Raw genomic sequence first — 20,058 nt, 5'->3', positions numbered from 1 at the left:
CGCCTGACACTATTGAACGGGACTGGCGGCGAGATGGAAGGCGCGGCCGACCGGCCGCGCCTTCCGGGATTTCACTTCGCGGCGGCCTCGATGTCTTCGGCCAGTTTCTTCGGTTCGGTCAGGAACGGGGTATGCCCCGTCTGCACCGTGAATTCTTCACGGACCGGCGTGGCGGCGACCATCTGTGCCTGGAACGAGGGGCTGATGACATGGTCGAACGCGGTGTGGATGTAGACCTTGTCGACCCGGCCGAAATTGGCGGCCGTGACATGCACCGGCGTGGCCAGCGGGCCGAGGGGTTCATCCACGATCCCATGCGGGATCGCCTTGCGGACAGCCTCCGGGGCGCCGTTGGCGAACAGGTCCGCGCGGGCCGAATATTCGACCGAGGCGAGACCCCTGGCCTTGTCGATCTTCAGATGCGGACCGATCTGCGCATCCGCGTCCTTGCCCGTCATCGACACCAGCGAGTCGCCGTCCTGCGGCAGGAGAGCGGCGACGAACACCAGCGTCTTCACCTTCGCCGGCACCGTCTCTGCCACATCGGCGATGACGATGCCGCCGAAGCTGTGCCCGACCACGATCGCGGGACGCTGCAGCTTGCCGAGCGCCGAGACCACGGTATCGCGATAGAGGTCGAGGCTGACCTTGTCCGGTGCTGCCGGGTCGCCGGGACGGCCGGGCAGATCGACGGTCACGACCTTGTATCCGTCGGCTTTCAGCCTGGCGCTCACATGGCCCCAGATTTGCGCGTCTTCGAATGCGCCGTGAACCAGAACGACCGGTGGCTTGTCCGCCGCCACGGCACTGGTGCCGAAGGCAAGGGCGGAAGCGGCGACAGCCGAAGCGGCGAGAACGGCATGGAACGGTTTCATGTTGAAGTTTCCTTTAGGGATACGGGAAGAGCGGGACGGAAGGGCATCCGTCGTTTCGATGGATTGTCCGGATGTTTCACGCGGCGCGCGTGGCAGTCTCCGTATAGCGGGCCGCAGGCGCCGATTTCGAAAGGTTGGGGGCGAGGGCCTTGCGCGCAGTCTCGAGCGCCGCCCAGTCGCCGGCATCGGGCAGCGAGGGGATCGTCACCAGTTCGCCCTGGGCGAGACCGGCGAGCGCCGCATCGACCAGTTGATCGGGCGTCATGACGATGCCGGCCGGCAGGTTGGCGACCGGCAGGCCGGCGGTGGCCCAGAATGTGGTCGAGGTCACGCCCGGCAGCACCGCCTGGACCCGCACGCCCTTTTCGGCAAGCTCGTGGTGCAGGGCCTGGGTCATGGTGAGGACGTAGGCCTTGCTCGCGGCATACACGCCGTTGAAGAGCTCGGGAGCCAGCGCGGTCACCGACGAGACATTGATGATGGTGCCCTGGCCGCGCCGGGCGAAGGCCGGCGCGACGGCATGGGTCAGGCGCGTCAGCGCCGTGACGTTGAGGGCGATCATCGCCTCCAGCGCATCGATATCCGAAGCGAGCAGGGGCGCGGTGGCGCCGATGCCGGCGTTGTTGAGCAGAAGCGTGATGGCTTCGTCGTCGCGCAGGATCGTGGCCACTCTGGCGATTTCGGCGGCCTTGGTAAGGTCTGCGGCCACGGTGCGCACCGCGCGGCCTGTGCCGGCCAGCGCCTTCGCCTTGGCCTCCAGGCCGGCCTGGTCGCGGGCAACCAGAATGAGGTCATAGCCCTGTCCGGCAAGACGGTCGGCATAGACCGCACCGATGCCGGAGGAGGCACCGGTGATCAGGGCGGTTCCTTTGTTGGTCTGGGATGTCATGGTGGAAGTCCTTGGTTGCGGGAGGAACATGCAACGGCGTGTTGCCGCCCGCTGAACCTAGGCGCACTTGCTTTTGTCTCAAATGTCGTATATGCCACCTTTCAGGACACAGAAGGAAAAGCACCCATGCTGTCGGTCGCACTGGTGGTCGGACCCCAATTCCAGGTGATGAGCATGGCCGCGCTGACGGTCTTCGAATTCGTCAACCTGCTGGCGGACGAGCCGGTCTATGACCTGCACCTGGTATCGGAGACCGGCGGCCCGATCCGCACGTCATTCGGCGTGATGATCGATACGCATCCGTTCGACCTGCGCATCCACGATACCGTGATCGTCGCGGGCGGGATCGAAGTGGTCCCGGCCGGCGCCGGCACCATCGGCTATCTGCAGACCATCGCGCGCCATTCGCGCCGTCTGGCCGCGATCTGCAACGGCGCCTTCATCCTTGCGCAGGCCGGCTTGCTCGATGGCCGCCGCGCCACGACGCACTGGGCGAGCGCGCGCCTGCTGCGCGAGCGCTTTCCGGCGGTGAAGGTCGATGAGGATCGGATCTTCATCGCGGACGGGTCGATCTGGACATCGGCCGGCATGACGGCCGGCCTCGACCTGGCGTTGGGCATGGTCGAGAATGACCTCGGCGCGGACGTGGCGCGAACGGCGGCACAGCATCTGGTGCTGCATCACCGCCGGGCCGGCGGCCAGTCCCAGCATTCGGCGCTGCTCGAACTCGATGCCAAGAGTGACCGGATCCAGACGGCGCTTGGCTATGCGCGGCGCAATCTTCGATCCGAACTGTCGGTCGAGGAACTCGCCGGCGTGGCCAGTCTCAGCCCGCGCCAGTTCAGTCGCGCGTTTCGTGCCGAAACCGGCCAGTCCCCCGCCAAGGCGGTCGAGCACCTGAGGATCGAGGCCGCGCGCGTCATGATGGAGCAGACACGCCATCCGATTGAGACGGTCGCCGCCGAAACCGGCTTTGCGGACCGCGAGCGGATGCGGCGCGCATTCATCCGGACGTTCGGTCAACCGCCCCAGGTGATACGCCGCAATGCGCAATTCCTCGAAGGCGATGGCAAGGCCTAGCCTCGGGACCCGCGACCAGAAGGAAGAGGACAATGGCGGTAAGGACATGCCGGTCGCGGAGCTGGCGGATTTCGAGGGCGCCATGCTGTTCGTCTCGCACGACTGCCACTTTCTCGCCGCGCTGTCGAACCGCGTGCTGGAACTGACGCCCGACGGCGTCCACCAGTTCACTGGTGGTTACACGGAGTATGTGGCGCGCACCGGCCAGGAAGCGCCGGGCCTGCATCCGGGCTGGTAGGCTTGGTCATGCGGTCATTGAATGGGTGGCGTAAGTCTGCAGTTTGAAGCGAAGATGGGCTTTCTTAGTTATCAGCAAAACGCAATAGAACTTCGATACAAAGAGTTTCAGCTTCAGCACTCTTTCTGGCGCGTTCGACTAAGTAATAATCGAATGCCATCATCGGCGTGGTGGTTTTTCCTCGCGCGGCGATCATTTCTGCGGCTTGCACAATGCGAAGCAGTTCCGAAGTGTCAAGTATATGAATAAAGCTCCCGGTGGCGCTCATAAAATCTGTAATAAACCGAGTTCCGTATAGAGCCCGATTCTCAACTAAATCTAAATCTGGAATTAGTATGATGCCGTGCATCGGTTTTGTGCGCTCAATGTCGAGGGCAATTCCGGCATCGTTAAACACAAGTGTATTCTGTTTTAGCTGTCGTATGCCGCCGCGGAGTTGCTTCGCAGCTTTTGCGATGTGGCTGGACACATCTCGTGCAAGTTTTGATCTATTGGGTAGAGAGGCTCGAGTGGTTAAGGAAATCGCCTTCGACTCAATAAGGATTGAACCATATTCGTGACTAAAAAGAATGTCGGTGAGTTCCCGCAATTTCTTGCCATCGGGGATTTTTGGGCTGTGGAACACGCCGCGAGGATGAAGATTGTCTGTAAGCCAGATTCCGATCTGCTCCTGCTGCCCACCTTCGTCCTGATCAAATAAATCAATGAGGCTACTTGTGGCGTGACTTGTGATGTAATGGTTCTTGAGTGGTTTCCAGTCTGTCGTGTTGGGAATGTCTGAAATAAATAAATTTTCGCTAGACTTCATCGTGTGAAAGCCATCAAGGGCGTCTGACACTTGATTCTGAAGGGCTGAATGATCGATGGGGCCAATTGTCGTTCTGGCAAGTAACTCATGCAATGTGGGACTTACGACTATAGTTGTCTCCATCCAGGCGACATTGACTGCTATTTCATTGAATAGAAACAGTTGGAATTTATCACCTTTACCCTTTTATGCATTTTACGGAATGACCGCACCTCGGACTTCTCTCAAAATCAATACTTCTGCGACACATGAAACTCCGCCGGCAGGGTGCAACCTTGTAATGCGGATCGAACACCCGGCCCGGCAGCGTGAGGCCCTCGTGCAGGACCTCCTCGTAGGGAATCCCCGAGAGCAGGTCCGCGATCAGGTTCAGTCGCGCATGCTTCTTGTCGTTGCCTTCGACGGTATGTCGCGGCGCTTCGGAAATGCTGGTGCGCACGAAGATGTCCTCCTTGGCCCTGGTGTACTGCTCCCGGCGCACGCGCGACTGCATATCCCTCGGCGCAGCTTCCATTGCTGGTCGTTGGCTGGATTGAAGCGCGATTGTCCGGCATCGGGCATGAAGGCATGAGCATTCATCGGCCGATGACTGACGGGTGAGAGGGGGAAACCATGCGGCGAGCGGCCCGCTGTCTGCGTTAATAGTTGAATTTGCTGCCATGGAGGCCTATGCGTGGCGCCATGGAGACCCAGACCAGCACCCTGAGCCCCCTGATGCCGCCGGCCACCTTTCAGCAGGGGGCTGGCCGTCAGGCCGCGCCGTTCCTGCCGATGAGCCGCGCCGAGATGGAGGCGCTCGGCTGGGATGCCTGCGACATCGTGCTGGTGACCGGCGATGCCTATGTCGACCACCCGAGCTTCGGCATGGCGATCATCGGCCGGCTGCTCGAGGCCCAGGGCTTCCGGGTCGGCATCATCGCGCAGCCCGACTGGCAGTCGGCCGCGCCGTTCCGGGCGCTGGGTAAACCGACCCTGTTCTTCGGCGTCACCGGCGGCAACATGGATTCGATGGTCAACCGCTACACGGCGGACCGCCGGCTGCGCCATGACGATGCCTATACGCCGGGCGGCGAGGGCGGCCGGCGGCCGGACCGCTGCACCATCGTCTACGCCCAGCGCTGCCGCGAGGCGTTCAAGGACGTGCCGGTCATCCTCGGCGGCATCGAGGCCTCGCTGCGCCGCATCGCGCATTTCGACTACTGGTCCGAGAAGGTGCGCCGCTCGATCCTGGCCGATGCCAAGGCCGACCTGCTGCTCTACGGCAATGCCGAACGCGCCGTGGTCGAGGTGGCCCGGCGCCTCGCAGCCGGGGAGGCGCCCGCCGATCTCGACAGCATCCGTGGCGTCGCGCTGTTCCGCCGCGTGCCGGAGCATTACACCGAACTGCATGCCGACGATCTCGATAGCGCCGACGAAGGCGCCGCGCGCCAGCCCGGCGATGTGGTCATCCGCCTGCCGGCCTGTGAACAGGCCGAGCAGGACAAGGAGGCTTATGCGCGGGCTTCGCGCGTGCTGCATCGCGAGAGCAATCCCGGCAATGCGCGGCCGCTGGTGCAGCGCCACGGCGACCGCGACCTGTGGCTCAATCCGCCGCCGATCCCGCTGACCACCGACGAGATGGATTCCGTCTACGACCTGCCCTATGCCCGGGCGCCGCATCCGTCCTACGGCGATGCGAAGATCCCGGCCTGGGACATGATCCGCTTCTCGGTCACCATCATGCGCGGCTGCTTCGGCGGCTGCACCTTCTGCTCGATCACCGAGCACGAGGGCCGCATCATCCAGAACCGCTCGGAAGCCTCGATCCTGCGCGAGATCGAGCAGATCCGCGACCGCACGCCGGGCTTCACCGGGGTGATCTCGGATATCGGCGGGCCGACCGCCAACATGTACCGCATGGCCTGCAAGGATCCGAAGATCGAAGCGGCCTGCCGGCGGCCGTCCTGCGTGTTCCCCGATATCTGCCCGAACCTGAACACCTCGCATGACGACCTGATCCGGCTCTATCGCAAGGTCCGCGAGACCAAAGGCATCAAGAAGGTGATGGTGGCGTCTGGTGTGCGCTACGACCTCGCGGTCAAGAGCCCCGAATATATCGAGGAGCTGGTGACCCATCACGTCGGCGGCTATCTGAAGATCGCGCCGGAGCATACCGAGCGCGGCCCGCTCGACAAGATGATGAAGCCGGGCATCGGCGCCTATGACCGCTTCAAGGAGATGTTCGACGCGGCCACCAAGCGCGCCGGCAAGAAATATTACCTGATTCCGTATTTCATCGCCGCGCATCCGGGCACCACCGACGAGGACATGATGAACCTCGCGCTGTGGCTCAAGAAGAACCGCTACCGCGCCGACCAGGTGCAGACCTTCCTGCCGTCGCCGATGGCGACCGCGACCGCCATGTACCACACCGGCGTCAATCCGCTGCGCGGCGTGCGCCATGGCGCCAGCGACAGGGTCGAGACGATCAAGGGCCTCACCCAGCGCCGCCTGCACAAGGCGTTCCTGCGCTACCACGACCCCGAGAACTGGCCGGTGCTGCGCGAGGCGCTGAAAAAGATGGGCCGCGCCGACCTGATCGGCTCCCTGCCGCACCAGCTGGTGCCGGCCGGCCAGCCGCCCGGATCCGCAAAGGGCAGCGGCACCCGGAGCCCGGCGCAACGGCCGGGGCAGGGACCGGGGCGCCGCACCGGCGGTCCGCGGCGCTTCACCACCAAGGGCGTCCCGTTTCCCGGGAAGTCGTGAGCGGCCCACAGGGCCGGCTTCAGCAAAGTCGGAAGCATTAACCGCGTGACTTACGCATTCCCTCGAAGCCGACCGGTACCATTGGGTGGGCGGAGAGGGTGCGCCGCATGCAATGGACGTCGACGGCAGTTGCGTCAGGCGGCAGTGGCCGTATTTACTGCGGCAGGAATTGCGGCCATGAGGACATGATGCCGGCGGGTTGTGCGCCGAGTAAGTCCCATTGCAAGCGATAGCGATTTCCGAAAAGGTAGGATGACAGGTCCTTGTCCAGCATCACTTTTGCCAGGAGGAGCTGGGCGTCCTGTACGGGGCCGGGTGCGCGGCCACCTTGGGGCGGTGCAAAAGGGGTGAGGGTCTCGGCGAAAACAACGTGATCTTCGAGTTCGGGATCGTCGTACAGAAGTTTGTCGAAAAACTGCCGCTGCAGGTATTTTCTGCGGGCCTGATGGATGCCGATGATCACCACGACGGCCTCGTGCCATTCTAGAGTTTTATTTTCATTTCTCCACTTGATCATTTGAGCGTGGAACTGGGTGAGCTGCGAAGTCGCCGCTGCTGTAAGGCTGGCTTTTATGCCGTCCTCTGTTGTCGCCTTGAGATCGTTCAGCCATTGCGGAGTCAACTTCCTTGAGGTGAGGAGCTGGTCGACGAGAGCGATTGTGCCGTCGATCATCGTGAGCTGAGGTATCCTGACGAGCGAGTCGTAGTTGCCCTCTCCATATTCCGGAATATCCTGTATTTCGGGATAGGCCTTTTCTAGCAGCGCTGCTTTGGAGGACTCGAGCTTTCCTAAATAGGTTCCAAGCCACTCGATTTCATTTCCTGAAATCTCCCTTCCTGAGCCAACGGGGCCGGCTGCTGTGAAATGCGTGAAAAGTGCGGCGGGGATGTGCGCTACTGTTTTTGCATCATTGTAGATGCCTTCTGCCATCTTGAACCTTTTGGGTTCCAGGGTGCCGGGTTTGTAAAATTCGATAGTGCCAAAACGGTTGACGAAAACGGGCGCGGTGCTCAGAAGGTCCTGGCGCTTTGCCTCGGCGGCCGCTTTGTACGAAGTTTTGAATATGTCGTTCAGGTCTCCAAGAGCGTCGGCGCGAGCTGGTCCGGGGGTCCAGAGTCCGACCAGGATTGCGATCACGATAGCAGAGCGGGATATGTGGAACATGATGGGCCCTCCGTCTATGGCTTCTCTATGTTGCCGGCAGGTGGCATCTGGCGTGATCCTAGGCTGGTCCTGAAGTGACGCAATCTCGGCGGTCTATGCGGGCCGGACCGATTATGCGGGCTGGCCGTGGCCACCGGCGGACCGGCCACCGAATTGACCTGGCTGGGGGCCGGCCGTCGCTGTGTACAGCCGAAGGCATGACGCAGCAGCGTCCCATCCGGCCGACGGGCGTCGCCGTCGGCGCACCCCATCTGTCCCATCCGAAATACCGCGCCGATCCTGCAGCGGTATGGCGGCCGGGCGCGGACCGGGCCGATATCCCCCCGGGGCAGGCTTGCAAAAACTGCCGGTTTTGGCCAATGAAGGCGGGTGACTGACCGACCGGCCCGGGGCCGGAAGCTGGGGAAGAAGACCATGACCGCCACTGCGAAAATCCTGCTGCTGGGCTCGGGCGAACTCGGCCGCGAATTCGTCATCTCGGCCAAGCGGCTCGGCGCCCATGTGGTGGCCTGCGACGCTTATGCCGGCGCGCCGGCCATGCAGGTGGCGGATGAATGCGAGGTCTTCTCGATGCTGGACGGTGCCGCGCTCGGCGCCGCCATTGAAAAGCACAAGCCGGATTTCATCGTCCCCGAGGTCGAGGCGATCCGCACCGAGGTGCTGAAGGATTACGAGGATCGCGGCTTCAACGTGGTGCCCTCGGCGCGTGCCACGCAGATGACGATGAACCGCGACCGCATTCGCGAGGTCGCCGCCACCGAACTCGGCCTGCCGACCTCGACATATCTCTACGCGGAATCGCTCGACGAGATGCGCGCCGCCGTGGCCTCGGTCGGCATGCCCTGCGTGGTCAAGCCGGTGATGTCGTCATCCGGCAAGGGCCAGAGCACGGTGAAGGCCGCGGCCGATATCGACAAGGCCTGGGATTACGCCGTGGCCGGCATGCGCGGCGACCGCAAGCGGGTGATCGTCGAGGCCTTCATCGCGTTTGACTACGAGATCACCTTGCTGACCATCCGCACGCGGGACGGCGTCGTCTTCTGCCCGCCGATCGGCCACCGGCAGGAACGCGGCGATTATCAGGAAAGCTGGCAGCCGACGCCGATGACGGCGGCGGCCGTCGCCGAGGCACAGCGCCAGGCAACAGCCGTGGTCGACAATCTCGGCGGCTATGGCCTGTTCGGCGTCGAGTTCTTCGTCAGGGGCGACGATGTGATCTTCTCGGAACTGTCGCCGCGGCCGCATGACACCGGCATGGTGACCCTGATCTCGCAGAACCTGACCGAATTCGACCTGCATGCGCGCGCCATCCTCGGCCTGCCGATCCCCGCGATCACCCAGCATGGCGCGAGCGCGTCCGCCGTGATCCTCGCCGACCGCGACGCCACCGATTTCACCGTCGAGGGCCTGGCCGCGGCGCTGCAGTCGCCGGCGCCGGGCACCGACATCGACCTGCGCATCTTCAACAAGCCGACCACGCGGCCGTATCGTCGCATGGGCGTGGCGCTGGCGCTGGTCAGGGACGGCGATGCCGACCAGGCCCGCGCCGCCGCACGCGCCGCCGCGGCGAAGGTGACGATCCGCTACAAGGGCTGAGGCCCGCTCAGTCGCTATCCCCGTCCTGCGACTTTGCCGCCTTCAGCAGGTTGTTGCGTAACGCCGCGACGGCCTTCTGCAGTTTGGCAAACTCCTCCGGCGGCAGGCCGGATTCCTTCACCAGCGTCATGGTCAGGCCCTTCTCGCGCAGCAGGCGGCCGGCTTCGGTCAGGCTGACCACCACCTGCCGCTCGTCCTGCGGATCACGCTGCCGGCGCAGGTAGCCCATTTCCTCCAGCTTCTTGAGGATCGGGGTCAGCGTGTTCGATTCGAGGAACAGTTTCTCGCCCAGGCCGCGCACGGTCTGATGGTCCTCCTCCCACAGCGCCACGATGGCGATGTACTGGGTGTAGGTGAGGCCGAGCTTGGCGAGGATCGGCTTGTAGGCCCGGCCATAGGCCAGGTTGGCCGAATAGACGGTAAAGCAGAGAAAATCGGCAAGCCGGGGGGCAGCGGCGCTGCGGCTGGTCTTTTTGGCGGCGGGCATGGGGGCGTCCTCGTCGGCACACGGGAAGGTGATCGCGAACACCCAATATAGATCGCATCCGATGAAATCGGAAGCTTGACTCGGTGGGCGCGGCCGGATAAATCACTCGTATCCGATCTAATCGGAACCGAATTAAACCAACTGCCCCAGGAGCCCCCCATGACTCAGCTCGAAAAAGTCCTCTATACCGGCAAGACCCGCACCACCGGCGGCCGCGACGGCGCCGCGCGCAGCAGCGACGGCCGCCTCGATGTCCGGCTGTCGCCGCCGGGCAGCAACGGTGCCGGCACCAACCCCGAGCAGCTTCTTGCCGCCGGCTGGTCGGCCTGCTTCATCGGCGCGATCCGCCGCGCCGCCGGCGACCTGAAGGTCGCGGTGCCGGCCGGCGTTGCCGTCGATGCCGAGGTCGATCTCGGCAACACGGCGGCCGGCGATTTCGGCCTGGCGGCCCGGCTGCATGTCGGCCTGCCCGGTCTCGATCCTGCCACGGCGACGCAACTGGTCGCGGCGGCGCACCGGCTCTGCCCGTATTCACGGGCGCTCACCGGCAACATCGCGGTCGAACTGCGGGCCTTCGATCCCGCCGCAGCGGCCTGAGCCGGGAGAGACCGCGATGACCAGCGCAAAGACACTCCAGATCTCCCGCCGCCATCTGCTCGGCGCCGCCGCCGCGACCCTGGCCGCCAGCCAGCTCGGCGGCCTCGGGGCCGGCACGGCGCGGGCGCAGGGCAGGGCCGCCGGCGCCGGCTTCGGCCCGCTCAAGCAGGTCGCGGCCGGCCGGCTCAGTGTCGGCTATGCCGAGGCCGGGCCGGCCGATGGCCCGGTCGTCATCCTGCTGCATGGCTGGCCCTACGACATCCACAGCTTCACCGAGGTAACACCGCTGCTGGCGGCGGCCGGCTACCGGGTGATCGTGCCTTACCTGGCCGGCTACGGCACCACGCGCTTCCGGTCGGATACCACGGTGCGCAACGGCCAGCAGTCGGCCATCGCCGCCGATATCGTCGCCCTGATGGATGCCCTGGGCATCGCGCAGGCCGCCATCGCCGGCTACGACTGGGGCGCGCGCACCGCCGATATCATTGCGGCGCTGTGGCCGGAGCGCTGCCGCTCGCTGGTCTCGGTCAGCGGCTACCTGATCGGCACCCAGCAGGGCAACCGCATGCCGCTGCCACCGAAAGCCGAGCTGCAATGGTGGTACCAGTTCTATTTCGCCACCGAGCGTGGTCGCGACGGCTATGCGAAGAACCGCTACGACTTCAACAGGCTGATCTGGCAGCTCGCCTCGCCGCAGTGGAAGTTCAGCGACGCCGTCTATGACCGCTCGGCGGCCGCCTTCGACAATCCGGACCACGTCGACATCGTCATCCACAATTACCGCTGGCGGCTCGGCCTCGCCGACGGCGAACGGCAGTATGACGCGCTGGAACGGCGGCTGGCGGCCAGTCCGGTCATCACGGTGCCGACCATCACCATGGAAGGCGATGCCAACGGCGCGCCGCATCCCGATCCGGCCGCCTATGCCAAAAAGTTCACCGGCCGCTACCAGCATCGCCTGATTACCGGCGGCATCGGCCACAACATGCCGCAGGAAGCACCGCGGGCCTTTGCCCAGGCCGTGCTCGACGTCGACCGCGGCTGAAGGAGTTCGCCATGACCCTGTTGATCCTGGCCTATGCGGCGGGGCTGCTGACCATCGCCACGCCCTGCATCCTGCCCGTGCTGCCTTTCGTGCTGGCGCGGGTCGGCCTGCCGTTCCGTCGCGGCGGCCTGCCGATGCTGCTGGGTCTCGCCATCGCCTTCGCGGCGGTGGCGAGCCTCGCCTCCGTCGCCGGCCACTGGGCGGTGGCGGCGAACCATTATGGCCGCGGCATCGCGCTGGCGGTGATGGCGCTGTTCGGCCTGACCCTGCTGGTGCCGGCAGTGGCCGACCGGCTGCTGGCGCCGCTGGCAGCGCTCGGCGGCCGGTTGTCGCAGCAGGCGGAGGGCCGCGCCACCGCCGGCGCCTCGCTGCTGCTCGGCCTGGCGACCGGGCTGGTCTGGGCGCCCTGTGCCGGGCCGGTGCTGGGGCTGATCCTCACCGGCGCCGCCCTGCGCGGCCCCAATGCCGATACCGCACTGCTGCTGCTGACCTATGCCGCCGGTGCGGCGACTGCGCTGGCGGCCGGCCTGCTGTTCGGCGGGCGTCTGCTGGCCATGGCCGGCAGGCTGCGCACGGCGCGCTGGAGCGACGGCCTGCGGCGGCTGTCGGGCGCCACCGTCATCGCCGGCGTGGTGGCGATCTGGAGCGGCCTCGATGTCGGCCTGTTCACCCGGCTGTCCTCGGCCGGCACCACGCAGATCGAAAACTGCCTGCTTGCCCTGATCGGCGACGCACGGGCAGCCGAACCGGGCGAGCCGCGGCCACGGCCATTGACCGGGCCGCAGGCGGCGCTGCTCGGCGCGCAGCAGTGGCTCAATACGGCGCCGCTGCGGCCGCAGGACCTGCAGGGCAAGGTCGTGCTGGTGAATTTCTGGACCTATTCCTGCATCAACTGCCTGCGCGTGCTGCCACATGTGCGGGCCTGGGCCGAGAAATACCGCGACAGCGGCCTGGTGGTGATCGGCGTGCATACGCCGGAATTCGCCTTCGAGAAGGATGCCGGCAATGTGCAGAAGGCACTGGGCCACCTCGGTATCCATTACCCGGTGGCGATCGACAACGACTTCGGCATCTGGCGGGCCTTCGGCAATGTTGCCTGGCCGGGATTGTATTTCATCGACGCCCATGGCCAGGTCCGCCATCGCGTGCTGGGCGAGGGGCGCTACGACGATTCCGAGCGGCTGATCCAGACCCTGTTGTCGGAAGCTCGCGCTGCACCCGTCGCGATGCCGCTTGGCGGAGAGCAGGCGAGCGGTGCCCAGGTGGCGCCGGACGAAAGCGATCTGCACTCGGGCGAAACCTATGTCGGCTATGCCCAGACCCGCGGCTTCGCCTCGCCGGGCGGCCAGACGGAAGACACGGAGGCGTTCTACCGGGCGCCTGCCACGCTGCGGCTCAACCACTGGGGTCTGGGTGGCAGCTGGACGGTGGGCGGGGAGTTCGCCACGCTGAACGGTGAGGCCGGCCGGATCGTCTATCGCTTCCATGCCCGCGACTTGCATCTGGTGATGGGGCCGCCGGCACCGGGCCAGGCCATGCGCTTCCGCGTCACTATCGACGGCGCCGCGCCGGGCGCCGACCATGGCGCCGATGTCGATGCCGAAGGCTGGGGCAGCCTGCAGGACACGCGCCTCTACCAGCTGGTGCGACAATCCGGTGACATCGCCGACCGCACTTTCGCGATCGAATTTGAAGGCGCCGGCGTGCGCGCCTATGCCTTCACTTTCGGATAAACGGGTTGCCTGACGCGTAAGAATGTCCTGGTCACCGCGAGGTGGCTTACCGCCGCCCGGGGTGACCAGGACATCGACCCTGTTCCACCGGTCATGCGCGCCCTATTGTCAGGGGCCCTTCCGTATGATCCGTGGAGTCAATCATGCCTTCCCAGCCTTCCATCACCCTCAATGACGGCCATGCCATCCCGCAGCTCGGGCTCGGCGTCTGGCAGGCCTCGAACGACGAGGCGGCGCTGGCGGTGCGCACCGCCCTGCAGGCCGGCTATCGTCATGTCGATACCGCGGCGATCTACAACAACGAAGAGGGCGTCGGCGCGGGCATCCGTGCCGCCGGCGTGAAACGCGAGGAGATTTTCGTCACCACCAAGCTGTGGAACGACGCGCAGGGCACCGACAGCGTGCTGAAGGCCTGCGAGCAGAGCCTGCAGCGGCTGCAGCTCGACTATGTCGACCTGTACCTGATCCACTGGCCGGCGCCGCGCAAGGGACTCTATGTCGATACCTGGCGGAGCCTGATCCGCCTGCAGAAAGAGGGGCGGGTGCGCTCCATCGGCGTGTCGAATTTCACCGCCGAGCATCTCGACCGCATCGTCACGGAGACCGGTGTTGCCCCGGTGCTCAACCAGATCGAGCTGCATCCGCGCTTCCAGCAAAAGGCCCTGCGCGAGGCCGATGCCGCCCGCAAGGTCGCCACCGAATCCTGGAGCCCGCTCGGCCAGGGCAAGCTGTTGCAGGATCCGGTGATCGGCGCCATCGCGACAAAACACAAGCGGACAGCGGCCCAGGTGATCATCCGCTGGCATCTCGACAGCGGCCTGGTGGTGATCCCGAAATCGGTAACACCCAGCCGCATCAAGGAGAATTTCGACGTCTTCGGCTTCACCCTCGATGCCGAAGACATGGCGAAGATCGCCGCGCTGGATGCCAGGGACGGCCGCATCGGCCCGGACCCGATGACGGCGACGTTCTGAGAATGGCGGCACCGCCCGGCTGAGGCGCCGGGCGGCGGCCGCCCACCCAGCCTTACATCGCCTTGATATAGGCGACCATCTGGGTCACCACGGTGCCCCAGCCATGCTCGAAGCCCATCTCCTCATGCTGCTTGCGGCCGGCTTCGTCGCGATGAATGGCCGTGGCGACATAGCGCGTGCCGCTGCCGTGCGGCGACAGCTCGAGGATGGCGGTGAAGAACGGCTTTTCCGAGGGGCGGAAACCGGGCAGCAGCGCATCGGTGAAGACCAGCCGCTGCTGCGGCACGATCTCGAGATAGCAGCCGATATTGGGAAACTCCTGGCCCTCGGGCGACCGCATGACGGAGCGGAAAACGCCGCCCGGCCGCAGGTCGACCTCGCAGTCGGTGATGGTCCAGGGCTTGGGCACGAACCAGTGCTTGAGATGCTCCGGCGTGGTCCAGACCTTCCACACCAGGGCCGGCGGCACGTCGATAAGGCGCTCCAGCACCAAGTCGCGCTTGGGGTCGACAGTCCAGACAGGCGAGGTCGTCATTTTTCAGTCTCCTTCAAGGCCAAGAGATAATCATCGAGCTGGTCCAGGCGGCGCTCCCACAGGGCGCGCTGCCGGCCCAGCCAGTCTTCCGCCAGCTTCAGGCGCCTGGGCACCAGCTGGTAGGTGCGCACCCGGCCGGTCTTTTTCGACCGCACCAGGCCGCTGCCCTCCAGCACCCGCAGATGCGCGACGAACGAGGGCAGCGCCATGTCGAAGGGCGCCGCCAGCTCGCTGACCGAGGCCGGGCTGCGGCTCAGCCGCTCCAGCACATGGCGGCGGGTCGGGTCGGACAGGGCACGGAAAACGCCGTCGACCGTTTCTGCTGCTGCTTGCAAGGGGGCCTCCTCGGTTGCGCCGCCCATCGGGGCGGGGCGGACCATAGGCCGGATAAATACTTAGTTCAATACCTAAGTATTTCGGATGCAGGTCTTTTGACGCCGTCGGGAATTTGCGGCAAGAAAGGGGTCAGCCCTTCGACCGGACGGACCCGCCATGGCCATCACCATCTACGGCATCAAGAACTGCGACACCATGAAGAAGGCCTTCACCTGGCTGCAGGACCATGACGTCGCCTACAGCTTCCACGACTACAAGGCAGCCGGCATCGACCGCGCCCATCTCGAGGCCTGGTGCAAGGCGCTGGGCTGGGAGACGGTGCTGAACCGCGCCGGCACGACGTTTCGCAAGCTGCCGGAAGCCGACCGCGCGGGGCTGACCGAGAAGAAGGCGATCGCGCTGATGCTGGCGCAGCCCGCGATGATCAAGCGGCCCATTCTCGATACCGGCCGCAGGCTGATGGCCGGATTCAAGCCCGATCAGTATGCCGCGGCGCTGAAAGTCACAGGCTAGGCCGCGCTTCCGGCTTTGCCCGCCGGCCTGACCGGGCTAGGCTCAGGTCCAGCCGGCCCAAGACCGGCGGGAGGAGGGCCGCGATGCCCGGACATCAGCCGGTGCAGGTCGACCTGAAGGATCGGCGTGTGCAATACACGCATCTGCCGCTGGAGATGATCGATTCCGGCGACTTCCGCCAGTTGCTCGACCTGTGGAACCGCAAGCGCGGCAGCCAGCGGATTCCGGCCCGCGCCGATTTCGATCCGCTGGAACTCAAGATGATCCTGCCGCGGCTGATGCTGATCGAGGTGGTCGATGATCCGCCCGATTTCCGCTACCGGCTGGCCGGCACGGCATCGCGCGAACTGACCGGCCTCGACTGGACCGGCCATTCGGTGCTCGACCTCGTGCCGCGGCAGCATGGCCTGCTGCTGTGGAACTGCCTCTGCGACATGCAGCAGGACCTGCAGCCGCAATATGTCAGCCTCAGCGTCATCAGCCGCCTGGGCGAGCCGTTGCGCTACCGGGTGCTGCGCCTGCCGTTGGGCTGCGACGGCGAGACCATGGACAGGGTGCTGGTGGTGCAGGATTTCGGCACCGCCCTGCCGCTGCTGCGCCGGTATTTCGACCGCGTGCGCGAGGCCCAGGTGCTGGAGGCCGTGCGGGACACCCTGCAGGGCAGCCCGCGCGGCCCGTAGACGTTTCTGCAATGGACTTCCTGCCCATGGACTTCTGGCTGGCCCGCGATAGATGACGCGGCCTCTATCCCCCGATGCCGGGCCGCAGGGGCGGGCCGGTCCATGCTGCAGGAGCAGAATGTCCATGTCGCTGTCGATGTATGATGCCTCGGTGCCGGTTTTCGCCAAGGCACTCACCGTGCTGTCCACCCTGCTGGACAAGGGCGAAGCCCATGCCGCCGCCCACAGCCTGGCGCCGACGGAGCTGCTGGAGGCACGGCTGGCGCCCGATATGTATGCGCTGACCCGCCAGGTGCAGGCCGCCTGCGATGCCGCCAAGTTCGGTTCGGCGCGGCCGGCCGGCGTGACGCCGCCGAGCAATCCGGATACCGAGGCGACCTTTGCCGAACTGCATGGGCGCATCCAGGCGACGCTCGACTTCATCACCGGCATCGACAAGGCCGCCTTCAACGAGGCCGCCGCACGTCCGGTGACGGTCAAGACCGGCGGTGGCGAGCTGAACTTCACCGGCCAGAATTACCTGCTCGGCTTCGCACTGCCGAACTTCTTTTTCCACATCGTCACGGCCTACGACATCCTGCGCCACAAGGGCGTGGAGATCGGCAAGCGGGATTTCCTCGCGCTGGGCTGATCGGGGGCCGGTTACCTGCCGTCGAGGCGGCGGCTGAACACCAGCCGCTCCTCGATGGCATAGCCCAGCGCGTCGTAGAAGGCGCGCACCTTGTCGTTTTCCGGCCGCACCATCAGCATCACCTTGGGCACGCCGCGCGCGGCAAGCCAGGCCTCGGCCGCCGCCACCATGGCGCGGCCATGGCCGGATTTCTGCAGGGTGGGATCGACGGCGAGGTAATAGAGCCAGCCGCGATGGCCGTCATGGCCGCACATCACGCTGGCAACGATGCGGCCATCGTCCGCCTCGCCGACCAGGATGGTCGATTCCGCCCGGCTGATGCAGAAGCTGATATCGGTATCGGGGTCGTTCCACGACCGCGTCAGGTCACAGGCCTGCCACAGCGCGATGACGGCCGCACGGTCGGCGGCGGCGAAGGGGCGGATCTTCATGGTCGGGACTCTGCCGGTTTAATGTTCGTCCTGGGCGGCGCGGATCGATTCGACGCGGATTTCCTCGGTCAGCCGCGCCTTGAGGTCCGCGAATTCCGGCGTCGTCTTCACGGTGTAATGGCGTGGATGCGGCAGGTCGATGGCGATGTCGCATTTCACCCGGCCGGGCCGCGCGGTCATCACCAGCACGCGGTTGGCCATGAAGATCGCCTCGTCGATGTCGTGGGTGACGAACAGCACGGTCTTGCGCGAGGCCTCCCAGATGCCGAGCAGCAGTTCCTGCATCAGGGCGCGGGTCTGGTTGTCGAGCGCACCGAACGGTTCGTCGAGCAGCAGGATCTTCGGATCGTTGGCGAGTGCGCGGGCGAGTGCCGTGCGCTGCTGCATGCCGCCCGACAGCATCTTGGGGAAATGGTGCTCGAAGCCTTTCAGCCCGACCTGGGCAATGAAATGCGCGGCGATCTCGGCCTGCTGTTTCTCGGGCATGCCCTTTTCGCGCAGGCCGAAGCAGATGTTCTGCTTCACGGTCAGCCAGGGAAACAGCGTGTAGGACTGGAACACCATGCCGCGGTCGGGGCCCGGCCGGCTCACCGGCTGGCCGTCCAGCAGCACCCGGCCGGTGGTAGGTTGGTCGAGGCCGGCGACGATGCGCAGCAGGGTCGACTTGCCGCAGCCCGAGGGCCCGAGGATGGTGATGAAGTCGTTGTCCTCGACCTTGACGCTGGTCGGTTCCAGCGCGCGGGTCGGCGCACCGCCGCGCATGCCGGGAAACACCCGGCTGACAGTCTCGATCTGCAGCTTGCTCACGGGAGGCTCACTTGACGAAATACCACGGGAACAGCGTCTGGTTGGCCTTCTTGAACAGGAAGTCCGAGACCAGGCCGATCATGCCGATCACGAAGATGCCGAAGATCATCTGCCCGGTATCGAGCAGGCGCTGGCTGTCCATGATCATATGGCCGATGCCGCTCTGGGCGCCGATCAGCTCGGCGACGATGACGTAGGTCCAGGCCCAGCCGAGCACCAGCCGCAGCGTCTCGGCGATCTGCGGCGCCGCGCCGGGCAGCAGCACGCGCAGCACGATGCCGTTGTTGCGCGCGCCGAGCGTCTTGGCCGCTTCGACCAGGTCGATGCGGCTGCCGCCGACGATCACCGCGATCATCAGCACGACCTGGAAGAACGAGCCGATCACGATGACGGCCAGCTTCTGTGCCTCGCCGACGCCGGCCCACAGGATCAGCAGCGGGATGAAGGCGGAGGCCGGCAGGTAGCGGGCAAACGAGATGAACGGCTCGAAGAAGGCTTCGACGTTCTTGAAGGCGCCCATCAGGATGCCGAGCGGCACCGCGAAGACGGCGGCGATGATGAAGCCGCCGAGCACGCGCCAGACGGTGACGCCGATATCGCCGAGAAAACCGTATTCGGTGAACAGCGAGACGCCGGCCAGCGCCGCCTTCAGCGGATCGGCCAGGAACAGCGGCGGCACGATGCCGCCGAGCGTCACCCCGGCCCAGGCGGCGATGAACAGTACGAAAAACAGAATCCCCAGGACGGTGCGCCGTCCCGGGGAAACCGGCTTGAGAGGTTCGAACACGAAAAACCCGCGATGCTTACTTGAGGAAGCTGGCGTCAACCATCGGCTTGAGGTCGGGGATCTTCTTGATCACGCCGGACTGCAACTGGATGTCGGCGGCTTCCTTCATGAAGGCCTGCAGGTCGCCCTTGAAATAGGCCTGGTTGGCCGCCTTGTCCTGCCAGGCGATGAACTTGGCCGAGGCCTCGAACTGCTCGCCGGTCTGCTTCACCTTGGCTCCCATGATCTCGTAGGACTTCTTCGGGTCCGACTTGATCATCGCCAGCGCGTCGAAATAGCCGTCGACCACGCCCTGCACGGTCTTGGGGTTCTTCTTGATGTAGTCGGGCTGGAAGGCCAGCATGTCGACCACCACCGGATACTCGATCGTGGTGGCGATGATCTTGCCGGCGCTCGGCGCGTTGCGGATCGAGCTGAGATACGGCTCGTAGGTCGAGGCCGCGTCATACTGGCCGGCGACGAAGGCCTGCGCGGCCGGATTCGGTGCCAGCGTGGCGAACTGCACGTCCTTGGGGCCGAGGCCGTTGCGATGCAGCATCACCATGAGGACGAAATACGGCGTGGTGCCGGCGCCGTCGACGGCGATGGTCTTGCCCTTGAGCTCCTTGATCGAGTTGATGTTGCTGCGCACGGCGACGCCGTCGCCGCCCTTCGACTTGTCGAGCAGCAGCACCTGGGTCAGCGGGATGCCGGCCGAGGTCCAGGCGACATAGGTGTCGACCGTGGTGGCGACCGCCTGGGTGGCGCCGGCGGCAACCGTCAGGTGGCGTTCCTTCTGCGGGATGAACTTGATCTCGACATCGACGCCGTGCTTCTTGAACAGCCCGGCCTCCTCGGCCAGCGACAGCGGCGCGAAGCCGGTCCAGCCGCTCATGCCCAGCACCACCTTCGGCATGTCGGCGGCCCGCGCCGCCGGGCCCGAAGCCAGCAGTGTGGCGGCGCCAGCGATTGCCAATGCACCCATGATTCGACGCGTCGTCATCGTCAGATCCCCCGAAATTGCGTTTGGCCGTCCCGCCACGGGCCGGCCCCTGTGCCCAATTTAGGACCATGGCGCGAAAGCCGGCAAGTCAAATGCTCCTGTATAGACAACCAAAAGCCAAAAA

Annotated in this window: 22 protein-coding genes and 1 pseudogene; 11 read left to right on the top strand and 12 right to left on the bottom strand. The window is 65.3% G+C overall.

Annotation, left to right across the window (positions count from 1 at the left end; translation table 11 throughout):
- Window positions 1-71: 71 nt before the first annotated feature.
- Both ACFOOQ_RS15910 and ACFOOQ_RS15905 read right to left on the bottom strand, forming a co-directional pair.
- Window positions 72-875 (bottom strand): alpha/beta fold hydrolase, encoded by an 804-nt coding sequence (locus ACFOOQ_RS15910; RefSeq protein ID WP_379728446.1) that lies wholly within the window; start codon window positions 873-875, stop codon window positions 72-74.
- Between the two features lie 76 nt (window positions 876-951).
- Complete coding sequence (locus ACFOOQ_RS15905) at window positions 952-1,764, bottom strand: SDR family NAD(P)-dependent oxidoreductase (protein ID WP_379728444.1); 813 nt, start codon at window positions 1,762-1,764, stop codon at window positions 952-954.
- Between the two features lie 126 nt (window positions 1,765-1,890).
- Here ACFOOQ_RS15905 and ACFOOQ_RS15900 point away from each other — a divergent pair, with 126 nt between their 5' ends.
- Together ACFOOQ_RS15900 and ACFOOQ_RS15895 are read left to right on the top strand one after the other, a co-directional pair.
- Window positions 1,891-2,844 carry a GlxA family transcriptional regulator gene (locus tag ACFOOQ_RS15900; RefSeq protein ID WP_379728442.1) on the top strand — a complete coding sequence of 318 codons (954 nt, stop codon included), beginning with the start codon at window positions 1,891-1,893 and terminating at the stop codon, window positions 2,842-2,844.
- A 61-nt stretch (window positions 2,845-2,905) separates the two neighbouring features.
- Window positions 2,906-3,082 (top strand): annotated as a pseudogene (locus tag ACFOOQ_RS15895) (ABC transporter ATP-binding protein); the annotation flags it as partial.
- Between the two features lie 64 nt (window positions 3,083-3,146).
- On the opposite strand, the gene ACFOOQ_RS15890 reads toward ACFOOQ_RS15895, so the two are convergent.
- Both ACFOOQ_RS15890 and ACFOOQ_RS15885 read right to left on the bottom strand, forming a co-directional pair.
- On the bottom strand, window positions 3,147-3,890 hold the full coding sequence (locus ACFOOQ_RS15890; protein ID WP_379728440.1) for a hypothetical protein: 744 nt from the start codon (window positions 3,888-3,890) through the stop codon (window positions 3,147-3,149).
- A gap of 178 nt (window positions 3,891-4,068) precedes the next feature.
- A complete protein-coding gene (locus ACFOOQ_RS15885) occupies window positions 4,069-4,383 on the bottom strand; it encodes a hypothetical protein (protein ID WP_379728438.1) in 315 nt (104 codons plus the stop codon).
- Between the two features lie 221 nt (window positions 4,384-4,604).
- Here ACFOOQ_RS15885 and ACFOOQ_RS15880 point away from each other — a divergent pair, with 221 nt between their 5' ends.
- The gene (locus tag ACFOOQ_RS15880; protein ID WP_379728673.1) at window positions 4,605-6,635 is read left to right on the top strand and encodes a YgiQ family radical SAM protein; all 2,031 of its coding nucleotides are present in this window, start codon (window positions 4,605-4,607) and stop codon (window positions 6,633-6,635) included.
- A 154-nt stretch (window positions 6,636-6,789) separates the two neighbouring features.
- Here the strand turns inward: ACFOOQ_RS15880 and ACFOOQ_RS15875 are convergent, their stop codons facing one another.
- Window positions 6,790-7,800 (bottom strand): hypothetical protein, encoded by a 1,011-nt coding sequence (locus tag ACFOOQ_RS15875; protein ID WP_379728436.1) that lies wholly within the window; start codon window positions 7,798-7,800, stop codon window positions 6,790-6,792.
- Window positions 7,801-8,199: 399 nt separating this feature from the next.
- Between ACFOOQ_RS15875 and purT the strand changes: the two genes are divergently transcribed.
- On the top strand, window positions 8,200-9,396 hold the full coding sequence (gene purT / locus ACFOOQ_RS15870) for a formate-dependent phosphoribosylglycinamide formyltransferase (RefSeq protein ID WP_379728671.1): 1,197 nt from the start codon (window positions 8,200-8,202) through the stop codon (window positions 9,394-9,396).
- Window positions 9,397-9,403: 7 nt separating this feature from the next.
- Here the strand turns inward: purT and ACFOOQ_RS15865 are convergent, their stop codons facing one another.
- Window positions 9,404-9,883, bottom strand: a complete 480-nt coding sequence (locus tag ACFOOQ_RS15865) for a MarR family winged helix-turn-helix transcriptional regulator (RefSeq protein WP_379728434.1) — start codon at window positions 9,881-9,883, stop codon at window positions 9,404-9,406.
- Between the two features lie 159 nt (window positions 9,884-10,042).
- On the opposite strand from ACFOOQ_RS15865, the gene ACFOOQ_RS15860 reads away from it, so the two are divergent.
- From ACFOOQ_RS15860 to ACFOOQ_RS15845, 4 genes are all read left to right on the top strand, one after another.
- A complete protein-coding gene (locus ACFOOQ_RS15860) occupies window positions 10,043-10,480 on the top strand; it encodes an organic hydroperoxide resistance protein (protein WP_379728432.1) in 438 nt (145 codons plus the stop codon).
- 16 nt (window positions 10,481-10,496) lie between these two features.
- Window positions 10,497-11,525, top strand: a complete 1,029-nt coding sequence (locus ACFOOQ_RS15855; RefSeq protein WP_379728430.1) for an alpha/beta fold hydrolase — start codon at window positions 10,497-10,499, stop codon at window positions 11,523-11,525.
- Between the two features lie 11 nt (window positions 11,526-11,536).
- Window positions 11,537-13,258 carry a cytochrome c biogenesis protein DipZ gene (locus ACFOOQ_RS15850; RefSeq protein WP_379728428.1) on the top strand — a complete coding sequence of 574 codons (1,722 nt, stop codon included), beginning with the start codon at window positions 11,537-11,539 and terminating at the stop codon, window positions 13,256-13,258.
- A 143-nt stretch (window positions 13,259-13,401) separates the two neighbouring features.
- The gene (locus tag ACFOOQ_RS15845) at window positions 13,402-14,232 is read left to right on the top strand and encodes an aldo/keto reductase (RefSeq protein ID WP_379728426.1); all 831 of its coding nucleotides are present in this window, start codon (window positions 13,402-13,404) and stop codon (window positions 14,230-14,232) included.
- Window positions 14,233-14,284: 52 nt separating this feature from the next.
- Here the strand turns inward: ACFOOQ_RS15845 and ACFOOQ_RS15840 are convergent, their stop codons facing one another.
- Complete coding sequence (locus tag ACFOOQ_RS15840; protein WP_379728424.1) at window positions 14,285-14,767, bottom strand: SRPBCC family protein; 483 nt, start codon at window positions 14,765-14,767, stop codon at window positions 14,285-14,287.
- A complete protein-coding gene (locus ACFOOQ_RS15835; RefSeq protein WP_379728422.1) occupies window positions 14,764-15,102 on the bottom strand; it encodes an ArsR/SmtB family transcription factor in 339 nt (112 codons plus the stop codon). The genes ACFOOQ_RS15840 and ACFOOQ_RS15835 overlap by 4 nt, the downstream gene beginning before the upstream one ends.
- Window positions 15,103-15,259: 157 nt before the next feature.
- Here ACFOOQ_RS15835 and ACFOOQ_RS15830 point away from each other — a divergent pair, with 157 nt between their 5' ends.
- The 3 genes from ACFOOQ_RS15830 to ACFOOQ_RS15820 all read left to right on the top strand — a co-directional run bounded on the left by ACFOOQ_RS15830 (window position 15,260) and on the right by ACFOOQ_RS15820 (window position 16,927).
- Window positions 15,260-15,616 carry an ArsC family reductase gene (locus ACFOOQ_RS15830; RefSeq protein WP_379728420.1) on the top strand — a complete coding sequence of 119 codons (357 nt, stop codon included), beginning with the start codon at window positions 15,260-15,262 and terminating at the stop codon, window positions 15,614-15,616.
- An 83-nt stretch (window positions 15,617-15,699) separates the two neighbouring features.
- Complete coding sequence (locus tag ACFOOQ_RS15825; protein ID WP_379728418.1) at window positions 15,700-16,296, top strand: PAS domain-containing protein; 597 nt, start codon at window positions 15,700-15,702, stop codon at window positions 16,294-16,296.
- Between the two features lie 124 nt (window positions 16,297-16,420).
- Complete coding sequence (locus tag ACFOOQ_RS15820; protein WP_379728416.1) at window positions 16,421-16,927, top strand: DUF1993 domain-containing protein; 507 nt, start codon at window positions 16,421-16,423, stop codon at window positions 16,925-16,927.
- Between the two features lie 11 nt (window positions 16,928-16,938).
- Here the strand turns inward: ACFOOQ_RS15820 and ACFOOQ_RS15815 are convergent, their stop codons facing one another.
- From ACFOOQ_RS15815 to ACFOOQ_RS15800, 4 genes are read right to left on the bottom strand one after another with little or no spacing between them, the layout of a single operon-like run.
- Window positions 16,939-17,358, bottom strand: a complete 420-nt coding sequence (locus ACFOOQ_RS15815; RefSeq protein ID WP_379728414.1) for a GNAT family acetyltransferase — start codon at window positions 17,356-17,358, stop codon at window positions 16,939-16,941.
- Between the two features lie 18 nt (window positions 17,359-17,376).
- Window positions 17,377-18,165, bottom strand: a complete 789-nt coding sequence (locus ACFOOQ_RS15810; protein WP_379728412.1) for an ABC transporter ATP-binding protein — start codon at window positions 18,163-18,165, stop codon at window positions 17,377-17,379.
- Between the two features lie 7 nt (window positions 18,166-18,172).
- Window positions 18,173-18,952 carry an ABC transporter permease gene (locus ACFOOQ_RS15805; protein WP_379728410.1) on the bottom strand — a complete coding sequence of 260 codons (780 nt, stop codon included), beginning with the start codon at window positions 18,950-18,952 and terminating at the stop codon, window positions 18,173-18,175.
- 16 nt (window positions 18,953-18,968) lie between these two features.
- Entirely contained in the window at window positions 18,969-19,934 is a 966-nt protein-coding gene (locus ACFOOQ_RS15800; RefSeq protein WP_379728408.1) for an ABC transporter substrate-binding protein, read from the bottom strand.
- Window positions 19,935-20,058 lie beyond the last annotated feature (124 nt).

This window comes from Ferrovibrio xuzhouensis, from assembly GCF_042648965.1.
Lineage (GTDB): Bacteria > Pseudomonadota > Alphaproteobacteria > Ferrovibrionales > Ferrovibrionaceae > Ferrovibrio > Ferrovibrio xuzhouensis.
Note: the sequence above shows the minus strand (reverse complement) of the source record. Positions and strands in the feature narration are given on the sequence as shown.